Origin of the sequence: Occultella glacieicola, from assembly GCF_004353825.1 — a bacterium.
GTDB classification, from domain to species: domain Bacteria; phylum Actinomycetota; class Actinomycetes; order Actinomycetales; family Beutenbergiaceae; genus Occultella; species Occultella glacieicola.
This window is the reverse complement of record NZ_SMNA01000009.1, coordinates 128,289-146,646: the sequence shown is the minus strand read 5'-3', so window position 1 is coordinate 146,646 and position 18,358 is coordinate 128,289. Positions and strand designations below refer to the sequence as shown.

General features: G+C 71.8%; 16 protein-coding genes. 3 read left to right on the top strand and 13 right to left on the bottom strand.

Features of this window, described 5'->3' with window-relative positions:
* Positions 1-3: 3 nt before the first annotated feature.
* Positions 4-348: a cupin domain-containing protein gene (locus EXU48_RS18240; protein WP_207947812.1), complete on the bottom strand. Its 345-nt coding sequence runs from the start codon at positions 346-348 to the stop codon at positions 4-6.
* A gap of 23 nt (positions 349-371) precedes the next feature.
* Between EXU48_RS18240 and EXU48_RS18235 the strand changes: the two genes are divergently transcribed.
* Both EXU48_RS18235 and EXU48_RS18230 read left to right on the top strand, forming a co-directional pair.
* Positions 372-1,100, top strand: a complete 729-nt coding sequence (locus tag EXU48_RS18235; protein ID WP_133109107.1) for a DUF1345 domain-containing protein — start codon at positions 372-374, stop codon at positions 1,098-1,100.
* A 281-nt stretch (positions 1,101-1,381) separates the two neighbouring features.
* On the top strand, positions 1,382-2,083 hold the full coding sequence (locus tag EXU48_RS18230; RefSeq protein ID WP_133109106.1) for a hypothetical protein: 702 nt from the start codon (positions 1,382-1,384) through the stop codon (positions 2,081-2,083).
* A 72-nt stretch (positions 2,084-2,155) separates the two neighbouring features.
* Here the strand turns inward: EXU48_RS18230 and EXU48_RS18225 are convergent, their stop codons facing one another.
* The 3 genes from EXU48_RS18225 to EXU48_RS18215 are packed head-to-tail and all read right to left on the bottom strand — an operon-like array spanning position 2,156 to position 3,803.
* Positions 2,156-2,866 (bottom strand): rRNA methyltransferase, encoded by a 711-nt coding sequence (locus tag EXU48_RS18225; RefSeq protein WP_165962886.1) that lies wholly within the window; start codon positions 2,864-2,866, stop codon positions 2,156-2,158.
* Positions 2,863-3,543 carry a formylglycine-generating enzyme family protein gene (locus tag EXU48_RS18220; protein WP_235857118.1) on the bottom strand — a complete coding sequence of 227 codons (681 nt, stop codon included), beginning with the start codon at positions 3,541-3,543 and terminating at the stop codon, positions 2,863-2,865. The genes EXU48_RS18225 and EXU48_RS18220 overlap by 4 nt, the downstream gene beginning before the upstream one ends.
* Positions 3,544-3,578: 35 nt before the next feature.
* Positions 3,579-3,803: a hypothetical protein gene (locus tag EXU48_RS18215; protein WP_133109104.1), complete on the bottom strand. Its 225-nt coding sequence runs from the start codon at positions 3,801-3,803 to the stop codon at positions 3,579-3,581.
* Between the two features lie 133 nt (positions 3,804-3,936).
* Here EXU48_RS18215 and EXU48_RS18210 point away from each other — a divergent pair, with 133 nt between their 5' ends.
* The gene (locus tag EXU48_RS18210) at positions 3,937-6,384 is read left to right on the top strand and encodes a lysylphosphatidylglycerol synthase transmembrane domain-containing protein (protein ID WP_133109103.1); all 2,448 of its coding nucleotides are present in this window, start codon (positions 3,937-3,939) and stop codon (positions 6,382-6,384) included.
* A gap of 1 nt (position 6,385) precedes the next feature.
* On the opposite strand, the gene EXU48_RS18205 is transcribed toward EXU48_RS18210, so the two are convergent.
* The 9 genes from EXU48_RS18205 to gltB all read right to left on the bottom strand — a co-directional run bounded on the left by EXU48_RS18205 (position 6,386) and on the right by gltB (position 18,260).
* Positions 6,386-6,814 carry a hypothetical protein gene (locus tag EXU48_RS18205; RefSeq protein ID WP_133109102.1) on the bottom strand — a complete coding sequence of 143 codons (429 nt, stop codon included), beginning with the start codon at positions 6,812-6,814 and terminating at the stop codon, positions 6,386-6,388.
* 97 nt (positions 6,815-6,911) lie between these two features.
* A complete protein-coding gene (locus tag EXU48_RS18200) occupies positions 6,912-7,598 on the bottom strand; it encodes a hypothetical protein (RefSeq protein ID WP_133109101.1) in 687 nt (228 codons plus the stop codon).
* Entirely contained in the window at positions 7,598-8,302 is a 705-nt protein-coding gene (locus EXU48_RS18195) for a hypothetical protein (protein ID WP_133109100.1), read from the bottom strand. The genes EXU48_RS18200 and EXU48_RS18195 overlap by 1 nt, the downstream gene beginning before the upstream one ends.
* Positions 8,299-9,030: a hypothetical protein gene (locus EXU48_RS18190; RefSeq protein WP_133109099.1), complete on the bottom strand. Its 732-nt coding sequence runs from the start codon at positions 9,028-9,030 to the stop codon at positions 8,299-8,301. The genes EXU48_RS18195 and EXU48_RS18190 overlap by 4 nt, the downstream gene beginning before the upstream one ends.
* Positions 9,027-9,701 carry a hypothetical protein gene (locus EXU48_RS18185; protein ID WP_133109098.1) on the bottom strand — a complete coding sequence of 225 codons (675 nt, stop codon included), beginning with the start codon at positions 9,699-9,701 and terminating at the stop codon, positions 9,027-9,029. The genes EXU48_RS18190 and EXU48_RS18185 overlap by 4 nt, the downstream gene beginning before the upstream one ends.
* 95 nt (positions 9,702-9,796) lie before the next feature.
* Positions 9,797-10,495 (bottom strand): hypothetical protein, encoded by a 699-nt coding sequence (locus tag EXU48_RS18180; protein ID WP_133109097.1) that lies wholly within the window; start codon positions 10,493-10,495, stop codon positions 9,797-9,799.
* Between the two features lie 131 nt (positions 10,496-10,626).
* Positions 10,627-12,045: a pyruvate kinase gene (pyk, locus tag EXU48_RS18175; RefSeq protein ID WP_133109096.1), complete on the bottom strand. Its 1,419-nt coding sequence runs from the start codon at positions 12,043-12,045 to the stop codon at positions 10,627-10,629.
* Positions 12,046-12,169: 124 nt separating this feature from the next.
* Positions 12,170-13,639: a glutamate synthase subunit beta gene (locus EXU48_RS18170; protein ID WP_133109095.1), complete on the bottom strand. Its 1,470-nt coding sequence runs from the start codon at positions 13,637-13,639 to the stop codon at positions 12,170-12,172.
* Positions 13,632-18,260 carry a glutamate synthase large subunit gene (gene gltB / locus EXU48_RS18165; protein ID WP_133109094.1) on the bottom strand — a complete coding sequence of 1,543 codons (4,629 nt, stop codon included), beginning with the start codon at positions 18,258-18,260 and terminating at the stop codon, positions 13,632-13,634. Before gltB ends, EXU48_RS18170 begins: the two co-directional genes overlap by 8 nt.
* Between the last annotated feature and the right edge of the window lie 98 nt (positions 18,261-18,358).

Here is an 18,358-nt window from a genome sequence, read left to right as displayed (position 1 = left end):
CCGTCAGCCGCGCGGCAGGAAGTCCTCACGGGCGGGCGTGAACACGTCGATCAGGGTCCCCCCGGTGGCGGACTCGCAGCCGTGAAGTTCGTTGGAGGGCACCACGATGCTGTCGCCGTCGGTGATCGTGATCGGCTCACCTGAGACCACGAAGTCGAATGTGCCCTCGCGCACGTAGGTGGCCTGCACGTGCGGGTGGGTGTGCGGGGCTCCGACCCCACCGGGTGCGAACTCGACCTCCACGACCATCAGGTCCGGTGTGTGCGCCAGGATCCGGCGGCGGGTCTTCTCGTCCAACCGGGTCCACTCGGTAGGAGTCCGGGCGCTCTGGGTGCTCTGGGTGCTCACGACGTCTACGTTAGCCTCATCCGGTGCCCCGTGATCCAGTCGCCATCCCGAGGCTCACCTCGGACGTCCGCCGGAGCGTGGTCTGCCTGATCCCGGGTTTGATCCTGGTCCTGGTGCTCAGCCCGGTCATCTTCACGGAGTCGGTCATGGACAGCGTGGTCGGCCCGGTCGGCGCGGGCATGCTCGGCTGGAGCTTCTTCGCGGCCGGCTACTGCGTGCTGACCCTTTGGGCGTTCCGGGGCCTGCGTGGCGAGTTGTTCCGACGGTCCCTCGTGGAGGCCGAGTCGACGGAGCCCCGCGCCGTCCGCCGGGTGCTCCGGGTGCCGGGAGCCCGGGTCATGCTGACCGGTGGCGAGGGCCCGAGCTGGTCCGCCCAGGTGTCCGTCGTGGCTCTCGCGGCTGCCCTCCTGCTCAGCGTCAACGCCCAGGTCCGGTCCGACCCGGCACTCCTGCTCGTCGGCATCGGCACCGTGGTCACCTCGTGGTTCACGGTGCTGGTCTCCTACGCGCTGCACTACGCCCGGGCACAGGTCCGGGCTGGCGGCCTGCGGTTCCCGGGCGAGGAGCCGGACGGGCTGGCCGACTTCCTCTACTTCGCCGCCGCCGTCTCGACCACCTTCGGCACCTCGGACGTCACGGTCGAGACCGCGCGGATGCGTCGGGTCGTGACCGGGCACGGGCTGCTGGCGTTCGCGTTCAACACGGTGATCGTGGCCATCGTCGTCGCGATCCTGGTCGGCACCCTGGCCTGAGCGAACCATGGCCGATCCGGTCGGCCGCGGTGGTGACCTCTCCCCATCCCCGTGGTCCTGACGGGCCGGCCGGTCCCGCTAGGGTCGACCTCAAGAGGGGGTTGGCCCCAGTCCCCGCGGTCACCGCGGCGGGCGTCCCGGGGCTCTTTCCGCACGGCCCACCGTGCCCTGGATGAGACCCGTGCACCGGTGCGCCCACCCGCATCGTGCCCGTGCCATCAGGTCACGGGATCCGAACAGACGAAAGTGAGACCGGGATGAACCCCAAGCGGATTGTGACGGTGTCGGCTGCGGCCGTCGCCGGGGTGCTGCTGCTGGCGGGCTGCGGCGGCGGCACCGAGGAGCCGGAGACCGGCACCGACCCGACCGTCGCGGACGCCGCGGCCGAGGAACCCGAGGAACCGGCGCAGGAGGAGACCACCGAGGAGCCCGAGAGCACCTACGACGTCGACGCGATCGACTTCGGTGACCCGGCTGCGGTGACCGCTCCCGGCACGCCACTGACGCTCGGTCAGGTCGCCTGGGTGGAGCGGACGGTGACCTTCGGCGAGACGGAGGTGACCGGCACGCAGGGCATCAGCGTCCTTCAGATCACCGAGTCGGACCCGTCCCTGTTCGACCAGTACTCCAACGCGGACGAGTTCGCCGATTACGTCCCGTACCTGATCGTGACCCAGCAGCAGTGGGTCGGTGACGTGCCGGAGGACGAGACCCCGCCGTCCGCCGACCTGTTCCCCCTGCTCGCGGACGGGGCCGACGCCGAGTACCTGACCAGCCAGTTCTCGTTCAACAGCCCCGGTGACGAGTGCGGCCTGGAACTTCCGCCGTTCGACGAGTCGACGGGCACCGCGGTGAGCTGCTTCGTGGGTCTGTCCAACTCGGGGCAGCCGGTGAACGGTGTCGAGTACAACGGCGAGGGCTACTACTCCTTCGTCGCGACCCCGGGCAACCTCTACCTGGAGCAGCCGATCATCTGGCAGTGACCCGCCGGGTCCCGCCCGCCGCGCCCGGAACCGCCGAGAGGTGGTTCCGGGCGTTCGCGTCCGCCGACGGCGTCAGCGCGCCGTCGGCTCCTCGACGCGATACATCCGGAGGTGGCGACGGCCGTGCTTGAACGAACGCAGCGCGGGCGGGCAGCCACGCAGGTCCTCCCGGTTCACCGTGCTGAGCACGATGACCGCCCCCGCACCCAGGGCACCGGCCAGCGTTCGCAGCGTCCGCGCCGCCGGCGTCGGCGCCTCGGAGCTCCAGTCCGCCTGGGTGCCGTACGGGAGGTCCGCGATCACCACCCCGATACCCGCGAGGTCGAGGCGGGCCACGTCGGCGGGGTCCGTCGCGTCCGCCCGGGCGAGGTCCGCCGGCACCGGCGGGCCCCGGCGGACCTTCTCGAGCAGCCGGTCCACCGACTCCAGCCGCCCGGTCACCGCCGACTGCGCCCGGAGCTGCCCGCGCCGCTGCGCCAACCCCTCGGGCGTCGTGAGCCGCAGGTTCTTGACGGCGAGTTCGAGGGCCCGGTCGCTCACATCGCTCGCCAGCACCCGGGTCAGGGCGTCCCGGCGGAGCAGCGCGAGGGTCGCGACGATCCCACCGGCCCCGCACATCGGGTCCCACAGTCCGACCCGGCCGGTCCCGGCGAGCACGCGGGCACGCTCGAACAGTTCAAGGGCGAGCCGCGCCGGGAATCCCGGGAAGCCGGGGGCGGAGTGGAGCACCTGCCCTCCCCCGACGTCCTGGTACGACTCGTCGGGTGCGTACTCGAACCTCACTCCCGGCCGGTCCGGTGCGACGTGGACCGGGCCGGGCGGAACCCGACGTCCTCGATGGCGAACGTCGGATGGCTGCGCCGCCGCACGCCGGCCCGCACGCTCCACTCCGGATCGCTCCAGCCACCGCCGCGCAGCACCCGGTAGTCCCCATAGACCTCCGGGTCGTAGCGCTCGAAGCACCACTCCCAGACGTTTCCGAGCGTGTCGTACAGACCCCACGCGTTCGGTTCCCTGGTGCCGACCGGGTGCGGTCGGTCACCCGAGTTCGTGGCGTACCACGCGATCTCGTCGAGGTCGCCGTAACGCGGGCCGGTGCTGCCGGCCCGGCAGGCGTGCTCCCACTCCGCCTCGGTGGGGAGCCGGTAGCCGGTGCTCCCGACGGCGCAGGTCACCTCGTCGTCGATCGTGTAGGCGGGTTCGAGGTGCTCACGCACCGAGAGCGCGTTGCAGAACCGGACGGCGTCGAGCCAGGAGACGGTCTCGACCGGGAGGTCCTCGCCGGTCGCTGCGCTCGGCGAGGCGCCGAGCACGGCGCGGTACTGGGCCTGGGTGACGGGTGTCCGGGCCAGCAGGTGCCCGGCGACGTCGGCCCGCCATCTCGTCGAGGTGCGCCGGTCGTGGAGGGTCACCGTGCCGGCCGGCACCTCGACCAGGTCGAGCAGTGGCCTCGTCCTCACGGGTCCCACTATGTCAGGCGGCGGCACGGACGCGGTCAGCCCCCCGCGAAGGTCAGGCCGATCGAGAGGACGACCGAGAGCAGGCCGACACCCACGAGTAGCCCACCGACGAGGCGCAGGGTGCCGACCTCGGAGCGCTCGGGGTCCCCACGCCACCACGCATTGAGGACGGCCGCGATCAGCAGGCAGAGCAACCCGAGCGGCAGCGTCGTCCAGGTGAAGACGTCGGCGATCACCCCGACCACCTGCGCAGCGCTCACCAGCGCACGTTACCCCGCCTGCCGGGCAATCGCCGACGTCGGGGGTGACGACCGGATCACCCCGACGGCATGATGGCACCGGTGGCGCGGGTTGCCACGATGTCCGCACACCCCAGCCAGAGACGGGCACACGATGGCAACGGATCAGGACGCAGCGGCCGCGCAGGGCTCCGCCCCGGCCGTCGGCGCGGTCGCGCACCGTTCCGCAGCCGAGCGGTTGCGCGGGTGGTTCGCCGCGCAGGCCGGGGCGCCGCGGGACCGTCGGCCGACCGACGCCGTGCTCCTGGCCGGATCGGCGCTGATCCTGGTGGCCGCGCTCGTGTTCGCTCGCCCGGCCGGCACGGACGCCCGGGTCCTGGCCGCCCTCGCCGAGATCCCCTGGCTCGAGTGGTGGATCTGGCGGGCCCTGATCACGCTGCTGATGGCGTGGGGGGTCCTCCTGATCACGGTGGCGATCGCGAGCGGGCGCTGGCACCTGGTCCGGGACCAGGCCGGCGCGGCCCTACTCGCCGGCGCGGGCGCGATCGCCGTGCGCCTGACCGCCGGCTCCGTGCCCGACCTGGCCGACGCCGTCGTGCCCTGGACCGCCGACGGTCCCAGGTACCCGTCCCTGGTGCTGGCCACCACCGTCGCGGTCGTCGGGGTCACCGGACCGCACCTGACCGCACCGGTGCGCCGCGTCGGCCGGGGGATCGCGATCGCCGGCGCGATCGCCGCCGTGGCAACGGGCACCAGCGGGCCGTGGGGCAGCCTCACCGGGGTGGCCCTCGGCTGGATCGCCGCCGCCGTGATCCACCTGGTCGCCGGCTCCCCCGGTGGTCGGCTCACCCTCACCGAGGTCCGTCGGGCCCTCGGGCAGCTCGGCGTCGTCGCGCACGACCTGCGCTACCTGGCGATGACCGAGCGCGGGCAACTCCTCGTCACGGCCACCTCCGCCGCCGGCGAGCCGTTGCTGGTGCGGCTCCACGGTCGGGATGCCTGGGACAGCCAGGTGGTGACGGCGGTGGGCTCCTCGATCTGGTACCGCGGCCGGTCCGCGCTGGCGCCCTCGTCGCGGCTCGAACAGGTCGAGCACGAGGCGTTCGCGACCCTGCTCGCCGAACGCTCGGGCGTGCCGGTGCTGCCGATCGTGGCGGCCGGCCTGGTCGACGAGCGGGACGCCCTGCTGGTGCTGGCGGCGGATGCCCGTCCCTTCGCGCAGACACCCGATGCCCACGACCCGGCCGGCCCGGACGGACCACACGACCCGGACGTCCTGGCCGCGGAGTACTGGGCCGCGCTCGAGCGCCTGCACGGGATCGGCCTCGCGCACGGCTCACTCAACCCGGCCGCCCTGGTGGTGCGTTCCGACGGCACCGCCGCGCTGACCGACCTCGGCCGGGCCCGGAGCAACCCGTCCGAGTTCCACCGGTCGGCCGACCACGCCGGTCTCCTGGTCGCCACGGCCCTCGTGCTCGGGCCGGACCGGGCCATCGCCGCAGCGACGGCGGCGCTCGACGCCGAACACGTCGGCGCGGCCCTGCCGCTGGTGCAGCCCGCGCTGCTGGACCGGACCACGCGGCAGCTGGTGCGCGAGCGCTCATTGGATCTGGACTCGTTGCGCACCGACGCCGCGGCGGCCACCGGCGTGGAGCCACCGAAGCTCGCCGAACTACGCCGCCTCAGCCTCAAGAAGGTGCTGACGCTCGCCGTCGTGGTCCTGCTCGCCTACGTCATCGTCAGCGCGATCAGCGGCATCGGCCTGGACACCCTCATCGCCGAGCTCCGTGCCGCCGCACCGGGGTGGGTGATCGCCGCCATCCTGGTGACCCCCCTGGTGCAGGTGGGCTCGGCCATGTCGAGCATCGGGGCGTCGCCCCGGCCGCTGCCGTTCATGCCCGTGCTCGCGCTGCAGTACGCGATCCAGTTCATGGGGCTCGTGGTGCCGAGCGTCGCCGCCCGCGTCGCCCTCATCGTGCGGTTCTTCCAGCGCGCCGGGCTGCCGGCGGCGAGCGCGGTGACCGTGGGGGCGATCGACGGCGCGAGCGGGCTTGTGACCCAGGCGATCATGCTGGTCCTGCTCGCCGCGACCGGGCTGGTCTCGCTGACCTTGCCGGGCGGCGGCCTCGAGATCGACCTGCCCCTGGGGCTGATCGCTCTCGGGCTGGTCGCGGCGCTCGCCATCGCGTGGGCGATCCCACGCGTGCGGCACTACCTCCAGGCGCGCCTCGGCGAGGCACGCAGCAGCCTGCAGGTGCTGCGGTCGCCGAAGAATCTGGCCCTGATGTTCTTCGGCAACGTCATCGCCCAGACGCTCCTGGCCGTGGTCCTGTGGCTGTCCCTGCGGGCGTTCGGGCAGGAACTCCCACTGACCGAACTCCTCCTGATCCAGTGCATGGTCGCCCTCTTCGCCGGGGTCATGCCGGTGCCGGGTGGCATCGGGGTGGCCGAGGCGGCCCTCACCGCCGCGCTGGTCGGCGCCGGCATCGAGGAGGCGACGGCGCTGTCCACCGCGCTGGTGTTCCGGATCGCGACGTTCTACCTCCCGCCCGCCTACGGCGCCCCCGCGCTGGGATGGCTGCGGCGGCGCGGCGCCGTGTGAGTCACTTCGCCTTCTCACCCCGGTCGGCCCGGCCGTCCCCGGAGCGGGCCTCGGCGACCTTGCGCTTGACGAAGATCACCGGCAACAGGACGGTCGCGACCATCGTGACCAGCCAGACGACCACGGACGCGATGATCCAGGTGCCCACCCCTCCGGTGATCTGGAAACCGTCGCCGAAGACCAGCGAGCTGACGAACAGGCCGACGAACGTGCTGACCAGGCCGGCGGCGCCGATCAGTGCGGGCGCGTTGTTGTTCGCGACCTTCGCGATGAACGGCGAGAGCACGGACTGGATCACCGCGAACACCACGACGACGGCGATGAACGAGATCGGGTCGATGTTCAGGCCGTCGATCACCAGGGCCGCCACGGCGAGCCCGACCGCGGCGGCGCCGAGGAAGAAGACGAGTCGGATCAGGAGGCGGATCATTCCGCGGACCTACTCTCTGCGGCCGCTCGGACCGGCCGGATGCCGGCGCCTGGTCCGCTCGCACCGCATGCTAGTCCTCGCTCGGTCCGTGCGGGGTTCAACCCACCCGGACGCTGTCCACCAACGGGCCACAGCCGGCGTCGATCACGTCCCGGTTGCCCTCGGTCCACTGGCAGTAGACGTGCAGCAGCTGCGTCTCGGAGAACACCCAGTAGCCGTGGTAGTCGTAGGACGCCAGCCCGATGTCCTGCTCGAGTGCGGGCAGACCGGCGACCGTCGTCATGGCGGCGTCCGTGAGCGGGACGGCGTCGATCTGATCCCGGTAGGAGGCGAGCCGGGTCTCGATCGCGGACAGGGGCACCCGGCCACAGTCGTCGGCCACGTCGCCCCAGTCCAGACCGGAGTAGAGCACCACGTTCAGCACGTTCAGGGTGGGCAGGCGCGGGTCGGTCGGCTCCGCGTACCAGGTGGTCTCGATCGTCTCGACCGGGTTGTCCTCGTGGTAGTTCGTGACCACCTCGAAGTCCGAGGGCGTGGACCAGGTGGCCGTGGCCAGGTCCACGTCGGCCAGTTGCAACTGCTTCGGGTCGGGATCCTCGCGGCACTCGAGGAGCCCGGGGGGCACGGTCGGTGGTGCGGTCGGGGCCGCTCCGGAGCCCTCCCCCGCCCCGGTCGGGCCCTCGGGTCCGGGGGTCGGGCCCACCTGGTCGCACCCGGCCAACAGGATGATCGCCAGGGCCATGGCGGCGACCGCCGGGACCGTTCGCCGGGCCGGGGCGCCCATCACCCGACCGTCAGTGACTCGACGATCTGCAGGCAGCCGTCCTCGATGGGGGCCCGGTACGCCTCGTCGGTCCACTGGCAGTAGGCGTGCAGCAGCTGGTTCTCGGAGAACACCCAGTAGCCCGTGTAGTCGTAGCTGGTGAGCCGGATGTCCTGGTGCAGGGCGGGCAGCCCGGCGATGGTGAGCCGTTCGACCTCGCTGAGCGGCTCGGCGCCGATCTGGTCGCGGTAGCGGCCGAGCTGCTCCTCGATCGCGGTGATCGGGACCCGTCCGCACTGGTCCGCGAGGTCGGTCCAGTCCAGCCCGCCGTAGATCACCACGGCCCCGACGTTCAGCCGGGGCAGTGGCTCGTCGACCGGTTCGCCGACCCAGTTCTCGAGGATCTCCTCGATCGGGTTGTCCTCGCTGTAGCCGCTGGCGTCGGCCCACCCGGTCGGGGTGGCCCAGACGGCCGTGGTCAGGTCCACGTCGGCCAGTTGCAGTTCCTCGTCGCCGGGCTGGTCGGGACATTCGAGGAAGCCCGGCGGCACGCTCGGCGGCGCGGTCGGCCCGCCCTCCATGCCCCCCGACCCGGAGCCACGACCCGCGCCGGCCGGACCGTCGCCACCCGGGTCGCTCTGGTCACCGGTCGCCGTCGCGCACCCAGCCAGCAGGGCGGCACCGGCCAGCAGCACACCCAGCCGCCGCAGGGTCCGGGCCGTCACGGGATCGCCACCGACTCGAGGAACGCGTCGCAGCCGGCCTCGAGGCCGGGGCGTTCCGCCTCGGACACCCACTGGCACTGCAGGTGCAGCAACTGGGTGTTCGAGTACAGCCACCAGCCGTGCGCCTGGGTGCCCTCGAACGTGAAGTCGTGCGCGATCGCCGGCTGGCCACCGATCCGGACGATCGTCGGCTCGCCGACTGGCACGTCCGTGGTGCCCGGGACCTCCCAGTACTCCGCGACGCGGGCGAGCGCGGCCTCGATCGGGATCTGGGCGCAGCCGCCCACCACGAGGTCACCCCATGCGACCGCCGGGTAGAAGGTCACCGCGATCGCGGACGCGGTCGTCGCCTCGGGCCCCTCGTAGGACGCCACCCAGAGCTCCACGTTCTGTTCCTCGTAGTCGTTGACGGAGACGAAGTCGTCGCTCTCGTAGAAGTCGGCGGGGGTGGTCCAGGTGACCCCCTCCAGGTCCACGTCACCGAGGGAGTCCTTGACCTCCTGCCCGCATTCGAGCAGGCCACCGGTGCCCGACGGCGTCGCACCGGTCGTTCCCCCGTCGTCGCCGCCGGTGGTGGTCGCCTCCGGTGACGCCGTCGTGCCGTCCGGCCCGTCCGGCCCGTCCGATGCCGTGCACGCAGCCAGCCCGCAGATCAGCACGGCGATGCTCAGGCCGAGGGCGATCGTCCGGTGTCGCGGCCGGCCGCTGGAGCCGCCCACGAGCCTCACGGGCTCACCTGGATCGACGGGATCAGCTCGGCGCAGGCGGCTTCGAGGAGATCCTCCTCGTTGGTCCACTGGCAGTAGGCGTGCAGGACCTGGGTCCGCGAGAACAGCCAGTATCCGTGGTAGTCGTACTCCGGCAGGCTGATGTACTGCTCGACGGCGGGGTGCCCGGCGACGGTGGTCACCTCGGGCTCCGTGAGGGTCTCGGCGCCGATCTCCGCGGTGTAGCCGGCCTGGATCTCCATGATCCGCTCGACCGGGATGGCGCCACACTGGTCGACCATCTCGCCCCAGTCGAGCCCGTCGTAGATGACCACGGTCACGACATTGAGGAGGGCGACGTCCGCCGTGGGCTGCGCCGTCCACGACGAGAAGACCTCCTCGACCGGGTTCTCCTCGTGGTAGGCGAACGTCTCCTCGAACCCGCTCGGCGTGGACCAGGTGGCGGTGGTGAGGTCGGCATCGGCGATCTCGATGACCTTGTCGGCGTCCGGGTCGCCACACTCGAGGAGTCCACCCGGTGCCGTCGGTACCTCGGTCGCCTCGCCGGCGCTTGCCCCGGGGGTCGCCGGGTCCGTCGCGGCGGGGTCCGTCCCTGAGTCACCGGGAGCACAGGCCGCCAGGGCGACCGTGGCCACCGTGGCCGCGAGCGTCGCGCGCCATCCTCTGCCCATCACATGGGCTTGTCTAGCACATGCAGGTGGGAGCGTTCGGGGCTCGGCACGGGCAGGGCTGCCCAGGTGCCGGCGGCGGGGTCCGGCAGGGTCGTTCAGAACGTGACCGAGGCGGTCAGCTCGTCGCAGCCCGCGGTGATGACGGCCTCGGCCTCCACCCACTGGCAGCCGAAGGTGACGAGTTCGGTCGCGCCGTACACGGCGTAGGAGCGGACCGTGAACCCGTGGCTCGGGTACCACGCGTCGTACCGCACGGCGGGGTGCCCACCGACCTCCACCCAGGCGTAGTCGCCGATGACCTCGGCCCCGGACTCGGCGTTGACGAGGTCGAGGCGGGCGAGCACCTGCTTGCGGTCCAGCTGACCGCAGCCGCCGGTGACCGGGCCGAGCGCCAGGTCCGCGTAGTAGACCACGGCGAGGACGTTGAGGGCGTCGACCCCGGCCGCGGTCGGCACCAGGTAGTCGGCGGTGTAGTCGCCCTCCGGGGACGTGATCTGCGTGTAGCCGCCGCTCTCGGTGAAGCCGGAGGGCATGCCGTACCCGAACGAATGCAGGTCCTGCGGCGCGGACTCTGCTCCGGCGTCCTTGCTGGAATCGTCGCACTCGAGCAGGCCCGGCGGCACGGTCGCCGGTGCGCTCGCGCCGCTCCCGGAGGCCGTCGGGGCGGGCCCGTCCGGATCCAGGTCGGGTCCCGGACCCGCGGGTCCGCAGCCCGTGAGGGCAAGCAGCCCGGCGAGTGCGAGGAGGCGGCACCGCCGGAGGGTGCGGGCGCGGGCCGGGTGCATGGGGCTCATCGTCGCACGTGCACGCGGGAGCACGCGGGAGCACGCGGGAGCACTGCCGGGACCGCACCGGCGAGGACGGCGTGGGGCAGGCGACCCGCCCCACGCCGTCGACGCGGTGCTCAGCTGTGCTCGGTCCCGGCTCAGCCCTGGTCGTCGCCGACGGTGTGGACCCGGATCGAGTTGGTGGTACCCGACTGGCCCGGGGGCATCCCGGCGACCACCACGACGGTGTCCCCGTCCTCGGCCTGGCCGGAGTTGCGCAGCACCACGTCCACCTGGTCGATCATGTCGTCCGTGTGCTGGACCTTCGGCACGATGAACGTCTGCGTGCCCCAGGTCAGAGCCAGCTGGTTCCGGGTCGCCTCCACCGGCGTGAACGCCAGCAGCGGTGTCGCGGAACGGAGCCGGGACATCCGGCGGGCGGAGTCACCGGACTGGGTGAAGCAGGCCAGGTACTTGACGCCGAGGGTCTCCCCGATCTGGGCGGCAGCCTTGGTCAGCACGCCGCCGCGGGTGTGCGGGGTGGCGCGCAGCTTCGCGATCCGTTCCAGGCCGTGCTCCTCGGTGTTCTCGATGATCCGCGCCATGGTCCGCACGCATTCGATCGGGTACTCCCCCACCGAGGTCTCGCCGGAGAGCATCACCGCGTCGGCCCCGTCGAGCACGGCGTTCGCACAGTCGGAGGCCTCGGCGCGGGTGGGCCGCGGCGAGCTGATCATGGACTCCAGCACCTGGGTCGCCACGATGACGGGCTTCGCGTTGCGCAGGCCCATCTCGGTGGCGCGCTTCTGGACGAGCGGCACCTGCTCCAGGGGCAGCTCCACACCGAGGTCACCACGGGCGACCATGATGCCGTCGAACGCGTCGACGATCTCGGCGAGGTTGTCGACGGCCTGCGGCTTCTCGACCTTCGCGATGACCGGGACCGTGCGACCCTCCTCGTTCATGATCGCCGCGACGTCCTCATAGTCCTTCGCGGACCGCACGAAGGACAGTGCGATGAAGTCGGCACCCAGCCGCAACGCCCAGCGCAGGTCCTCGGCGTCCTTCTCGGAGAGCGCCGGCACGTTGACGGCCACACCGGGCAGGTTCAGACCCTTGTTGTTCGAGACCGGGCCCGGAACCTCGACCCGGGTGGTCACGTGGGTGGCGGTGACGTCGGTGACCCGCACGGTGACCCGGCCGTCGTCGATCAGGATCAGGTCACCCGCCTTGACGTCCTGGGGCAGGCCCTTGAACGTCGTCGAGACCAGTTCCTTGGTCCCGGGCACGTCGTCGGTGGTGATCGTGAACACGTCGCCCTCGGCGAGGTAGTGCTTGCCCTCCTCGAACCGGCCCAGGCGGATCTTCGGGCCCTGCAGGTCCACCAGGACGGCGACGGCACGGCCGGACGCCTCCGCGGCGGCCCGCACGTGGCGATAGACGGCCTCGTGGGCCTCCACGTCCCCGTGGCTGCGGTTGATCCGGGCCACGTCCATGCCGGCGTCCACCAGCGCCTGGACCATCTCGGGGGACTCGGTGGCCGGTCCCAGGGTGCACACAATCTTGGCTCTACGCATGATCAAACCTTATGCCCTTCCACCGCATGCCCTCGGCGGCACGCGGCCTCGCTCGCTCGCCGTCACCGCGCGTTCGCCGGCTCCTCGCCACCCGTTCGGGGGGTGGCCACCCGGATCGTCGGACTCAGACCGTGATCGAGACCGTGGTGGGCTCGATCGGTGCGGGCAGCTCCGTGTGCCCACGCAGGTAGGTGTCCACGGCGGCGGCCGCCGACCGTCCCTCGGCGATCGCCCAGACGATGAGCGACTGGCCGCGCCCGGCGTCACCGGCCACGTACACCCCGGGCACCGAGGTCGCGAACTCCGAGTCCCGGGTGATCCGGCCCCGTTGGTCCACCTCGAGTCCGAGCTGCTCCACGACACCCGTGGTCGGCACGCCGGTGAAGCCCATCGCGAGCAGCACAAGCTGGGCCGGGATGACGTGCTCGGTGCCCTCGACCGGGACCGGTCGACCCGAGGTCATGTCGACCTCGACGACCCGCAGCTCCTTGACGTTGCCGTCGGCGTCACCGACGAACTCCACGGTGGAGGTGGCGTAGACCCGCTCGCCACCCTCCTGGTGGGCGCTGGAGACCCGGTAGATCATCGGGTAGGTGGGCCAGGGCTGCCCGTCCGGCCGGTCCTCGGTGGGACGCGGCATGATCTCGAGCTGGACCACGTTCGTCGCGCCCTGGCGCAGGGCGGTGCCGAGGCAGTCCGCGCCGGTGTCCCCACCACCGATGACCACCACGTCCTTGCCGGCCGCGGTGATCTGGTCCGGGACCAGGTCCCCCGCCGTGGCCCGGTTCGACTGCGGCAGGTACTCCATGGCCTGGTGGATGCCGGCGAGCTCCCGGCCGGGCACCGGTAGGTCCCGGCGCACAGTCGCGCCCATGGCGAGCACGACGGCGTCGTACCGCTCGAGCAGTTCGGTCCCGGTCAGGGCACCGTTCGCGCCGATCTCGACGCCCGGCCGGAACCGGGTGCCCTCGGCGGCCATCTGCTCGAGGCGCCGGTCGACGTGACGCTTCTCCATCTTGAACTCGGGGATGCCGTAGCGAAGCAGGCCGCCGATGCGGTCGTCGCGCTCGTAGACGGCCACCGTGTGCCCCACCCGGGTCAGCTGCTGGGCGGCGGCCAGCCCGGCCGGGCCGGAGCCGATCACGGCCACCGTGGAACCGGTGAGCCGGTCCGGGATCTGCGGGGTGACGAGACCGTCGTCGAACGCCTTGTCGATGATCGACTGCTCGATGTTCTTGATCGTGACGGCGGGCTGGTTGATGCCCAGCACGCACGCGGTCTCGCAGGGCGCCGGGCACAGCCGCCCGGTGAAGTCCGGGAAGTTGTTCGTGGCGTGCAGCCGCTCGATCGCCTCGTCGAAGCGGCCGGTCCGGGTGAGGTCGTTCCACTCCGGGATCAGGTTCCCGAGCGGGCAGCCGTTGTGGCAGAACGGGATGCCGCAGTCCATGCACCGGCCGGCCTGGCGGGTCAGGGCGTCGGCGTCCTCCGCACGCTTGGCGTAGACCTCCTTCCAGTCCATCAGCCGGACCGGGACCGGCCGGCGGACGGGGAGCTCCCGCTCGCGGATCTTCAGGAATCCCTTGGGGTCAGCCATGGGTCGCCTCCAGCACTCGGGTCCAGACGTGGGGTTCGCTGACGTCCACGCCGTCGGCACGGGCATCGGCGAGGACGGCGTTGACGCGGGCGTAGGCCGGTGGCAGCACCCGGGTGACCCGGCGCCGCACCTCCTCCCGGTCGTCGCCCAGCTCGGCTGCGATCCGCGAGCCGGTGTGCTCGGCGTGTCGGGCGAGGAGGTCCATCACCAGGTTCAGGTCCTCCTCGTCGGGCTCGTCGAGGGACAGGTCGCCGGCGGCGAGCGCGGGACCGTTCACGAGGTCCCGGTCCAGGTCGAGGACGTAGGCGGTGCCGCCGGACATGCCCGCCCCGAAGTTGCGTCCGGTCGGGCCGAGGATCAGCACCGTGCCGCCGGTCATGTACTCGCAGCCGTGGTCGCCCACCCCCTCCACGACGGCGGTCGCCCCGGAGTTGCGGACCGCGAACCGCTCGCCGGCGAGCCCGCGCAGGAAGATCTCCCCGGACGTGGCGCCGTAGGCGATCACGTTGCCGGCGATGACGTTCTCACCGGGGGCGAAGGACGCGTCCCGGTCGGGCCGGACCACGATCCGGCCGCCGGAGAGCCCCTTGCCGACGTAGTCGTTGGCGTCGCCGAACAGCCGAAGGCTCACGCCCGGGGTGAGGAACGCACCGAACGACTGCCCGGCCGAGCCGTGCAGGGTGATGTCGATGAGTCCGTCCGCGAGCCCCGCCGCGCCGTGACGCTTCGTGATCTCGTGCCCGAGCATGGTCCCGACCGTGCGGTTCACGTTCCGCACCCGGGTCGTGTACCGCACCGGCTCGCCACCGTCCAGGGCGGGCCGGGCGGCGGCGATCAGTTCGTTGTCTAGCGCCTTCTCGAGGCCGTGCTCCTGGCCGCGGACGGCACGCGGCGCCGAGCCCTCCGGCAGTTCCGGCCGCGCCAGGATCGGGCTCAGATCGAGCCCGGACGCCTTCCAGTGGGTCACCGCGGCGCGGGTGTCCAGCGCGTCGATCGCGCCGATGGCCTCCTCGATGCTGCGGAACCCGAGGGCGGCCAGGTACTCCCGGACCTCCTCGGCGATGTACTCGAAGAAGGTGACCACGAACTCGGGCTTGCCGGAGAACCGGGCGCGCAGTTCCGGGTTCTGGGTGGCCACGCCCACCGGGCAGGTGTCCAGATGGCAGACCCGCATCATGACGCACCCCGAGACGACCAGCGGCGCGGTCGCGAAACCGAACTCCTCGGCGCCAAGGAGCGCGGCCACGACCACGTCCCGACCCGTCTTCAGCTGGCCGTCGGCCTGCACCACGATCCGGTCCCGCAGGTTGTTCATGACCAGGGTCTGCTGGGTCTCGGCAAGACCGATCTCCCAGGGCGCGCCGGCGTGCTTGAGCGAGGTCAGCGGGCTGGCCCCGGTGCCGCCGTCGTGGCCGGAGATGAGCACCACGTCGGCGTGCGCCTTGGACGCCCCGGTGGCGACCGTCCCGACGCCGACCTCCGAGACAAGCTTCACGTGCACCCGCGCCTGCGGGTTCGCGTTCTTCAGGTCGTGGATCAGCTGGGCGATGTCCTCGATCGAGTAGATGTCGTGGTGCGGCGGCGGCGAGATGAGCCCCACGCCGGGAGTCGCGTGCCGGGTCCGGGCCACCCACGGGTAGACCTTGGCCCCGGGCAGCTGGCCGCCCTCGCCCGGCTTGGCGCCCTGCGCCATCTTGATCTGGATGTCGTCGGCGTTCACGAGGTAGTCCGAGGTGACCCCGAACCGACCGGAAGCGACCTGCTTGATGGCGCTCCGCCGTCGGGGGTCGTGAAGCCGTTCGGCGTCCTCACCGCCCTCACCCGTGTTGGACTTGCCGCCGAGTTCGTTCATCGCGATCGCGAGCGTCTCGTGCGCCTCCATGGAGATGGAGCCGTAGCTCATCGCGCCGGTGGAGAACCGCTTGACGATCTCCGAGACCGGTTCGACCTCCTCGATCGGCACCGGAGCCCGCACGCCCTCGCGGAACTGGAACAGTCCTCGCAGGGTCATCAGCCGGCGGGCCTGGTCGTCGACGCGCCGCGTGTAGTCGCGGAACACGTCGTAGCGTCGGGTCCGGGTGGAGTGCTGGAGCCGGAACACCGTCTCCGGGTCGAACAGGTGCGGGTCGCCCTCCCGGCGCCACTGGTACTCGCCGCCCACCTGCAGGCGCCGGTGCGCCGCGGTGATGCCGCTCTTCGGGTAGGCGATCGCATGCCGGGCGGCAACCTCGGCGGCGATGACGTCCAGGCCGACGCCCCCGAGCGGGGACGGCGTCGCAGTGAAGTACTTCTCGACGAGCTCGGAGGAGAGACCGAGGGCCTGGAACACCTGGGCACCGCGGTAGGAGTGCACGGTGGAGATGCCCATCTTGCTCATCACCTTGAGCACGCCCTTGCCGAGACCCTTGATCAGGTTCTTGACCGCCTGCTCGGGGGTGACCCCCTCGACCACGCCGGAGTGCACGAGTTCCTCGACGCTCTCCATCGCGAGGTAGGGGTTCACCGCGGCCGCCCCGTAGCCGATGAGCAGGGCCACGTGGTGGACCTCGCGGACGTCGCCGGCCTCGACCAGCAGGCTGATCCGGGTCCTGGTCTGCCGGCGCAGGGTGTGGTGGTGCACGGCGGAGGTGAGCAGCAGGGAGGGGATCGGTGCGAGCTCGGCGTCCGACTCCCGGTCGGAGAGCACGATGAAGGAGACGCCCCGTTCCACGGCCGCGTCCACCTCCGCGAAGATCTCCTCGAGCCGGGTCTCGAGGGCCGCGGCGCCGCCGCCGACCCGGTACAGGCCCGAGATCGTGACCGCCTCGAACCCGCGCCCCGGGCCGGGGGTGCGTTGCACGTGCTTGATCTTGGCGAGCTGGTCGTTGTCGATCGTCGGGAACGGCACGATCAGCTTGCGTGCGTGCGCGGGCGCGTCCTCCAGGAGGTTCGGCTCGGGGCCGATCGCCCCGCCGAGGGAGGTGACGAGCTCCTCGCGGATCGCGTCCAAGGGCGGATTGGTGACCTGCGCGAACAGCTGGCTGAAGTAGTCGAACAGCAGCCGTGGTCGCGAGGACAGCACGGCGATCGGGGTGTCGGTGCCCATGGAGCCGAGCGCCTCGGCGCCGCTGGCCGCCATCGGCCGGAGCAGGATCCGAAGCTCCTCCTCCGTGTACCCGAAGGTCTGCTGGCGGCGCAGCACGGACGAGCGGGAGTGCGCCACGTGCTCACGGTCCGGCAGGTCCTCGAGCGTGACCAGGTTCTCCTCGAGCCATTGCGGGTACGGGTGTCCGTCGGCGAGCTCGCTCTTGATGGCCTGGTCCTCGATGACCCGGCCGGAGCCGGTGTCCACCAGGAACATCTTCCCGGGCGCGAGCCGTCCCTTGCGGGCCACACGGGCCGGGTCGATGTCGAGGACGCCCGCCTCGCTGGCCAGGACCACGAGCCCGTCGTCGGTGATCCAGAACCGTCCGGGCCGCAGCCCGTTGCGGTCCAGCACCGCGCCGATGTACCGGCCGTCCGTGAAGCACATCGCGGCCGGGCCGTCCCAGGGCTCGATGATCGTGGAGTTGTACCGGTAGAACGCGCGCCGGGCCGCGCTCATCGAGGCGTGGTTCTCCCAGGCCTCGGGGATCATCATCAGGACCGCGTGCGGCAGCGACCGGCCGCCCAGGTGCAGCAGTTCGAGCACCTCGTCGAAGCTGGCGGAGTCGCTCTCGGCCTCGCTGCAGATCGGCAACAGGTCCCGGACGTCCCCGAGCAGGTCCGAGGAGAGGGTCCCCTGCCGCGCGGCCATCCAGTTCCGGTTCCCGCGAACGGTGTTGATCTCGCCGTTGTGGGCGACCATCCGGAACGGGTGCGCCAGCGGCCAGGACGGGAACGTGTTGGTGGAGAAGCGCGAGTGAACCAGCGCGATCTCGGAGGCGAAGCGCGGGTCGGACAGGTCCGGGAAGAACGGCTCGAGCTGCGTCGTGGTGAGCATGCCCTTGTACACGATCGTCCGCGCGGACAGGGACGCGAAGTAGACCCCGCAGGTGTGCTCGGCGCGCTTGCGCAGCCGGTAGGTGCGCCGGTCCAGGTCGATCCCGGAGAGCTCCCGGGCCGGGTCGGCGACCACGAGCTGGCGGAACGTGGGCATGCAGGCGCGGGCGGTCGGACCGACCAGGTCGGCCGCGACCGGGACGTCGCGCCAGGCGAGCACGTCCAGGCCCTCCTGGGCGGCGATCTCCTCGATGCCGGCCTGTGCGGCGGCGGCCTCGGTGGCGTCGGCGGGCAGGAACGCGATGCCGATCGCGTAGTGACCCGGCTTCGGCAGTTCGGCGGCGACGACGTCCCGCACGAACGCGTCCGGGATCTGGGTGAGGATGCCCGCCCCGTCCCCGGAGTTCTCCTCGGCGCCGACCGCACCGCGGTGGTCGAGGTTGGCGAGCGCGGTCAGCCCGGCGTCGACGATGTCGCGTCCGGGGGTACCCCGGAGGGTGGCCACGAACGCCACACCACAGGCGTCATGCTCCTGGGCGGGGTCGTAGAGGCCCTGCTTCTCGGGCACCGCGCTGAAGGTTCGGAAGGCGCTGGGCACCTCGCCCACCCTCGGAACACCGGCAGGGCTGTTCGCACGTCGGGACTGCGGGGACCTGTTCATCCGATCATCCTCACCACCGCGGGGATCGGGGGCTCCGCGGCATCGGTTGCACTGCTTGTTGGGACGCCGTCGACCCACCTGCGGCGGAGACTTTACTC

What these genes read in the sequence shown, in the direction of transcription:
- EXU48_RS18210 (WP_133109103.1), top strand. Translation starts at nt 3,937, where the DNA reads ATGGCAACGGATCAGGACGCAGCGGCCGCGCAGGGCTCCGCCCCGGCC.
- EXU48_RS18205 (WP_133109102.1), bottom strand. Translation starts at nt 6,814, where the DNA reads ATGATCCGCCTCCTGATCCGACTCGTCTTCTTCCTCGGCGCCGCCGCG.
- EXU48_RS18200 (WP_133109101.1), bottom strand. Translation starts at nt 7,598, where the DNA reads ATGGGCGCCCCGGCCCGGCGAACGGTCCCGGCGGTCGCCGCCATGGCC.
- EXU48_RS18185 (WP_133109098.1), bottom strand. Translation starts at nt 9,701, where the DNA reads ATGGGCAGAGGATGGCGCGCGACGCTCGCGGCCACGGTGGCCACGGTC.
- EXU48_RS18180 (WP_133109097.1), bottom strand. Translation starts at nt 10,495, where the DNA reads ATGAGCCCCATGCACCCGGCCCGCGCCCGCACCCTCCGGCGGTGCCGC.
- pyk (WP_133109096.1), bottom strand. Translation starts at nt 12,045, where the DNA reads ATGCGTAGAGCCAAGATTGTGTGCACCCTGGGACCGGCCACCGAGTCC.
- EXU48_RS18170 (WP_133109095.1), bottom strand. Translation starts at nt 13,639, where the DNA reads ATGGCTGACCCCAAGGGATTCCTGAAGATCCGCGAGCGGGAGCTCCCC.
- gltB (WP_133109094.1), bottom strand. Translation starts at nt 18,260, where the DNA reads ATGAACAGGTCCCCGCAGTCCCGACGTGCGAACAGCCCTGCCGGTGTT.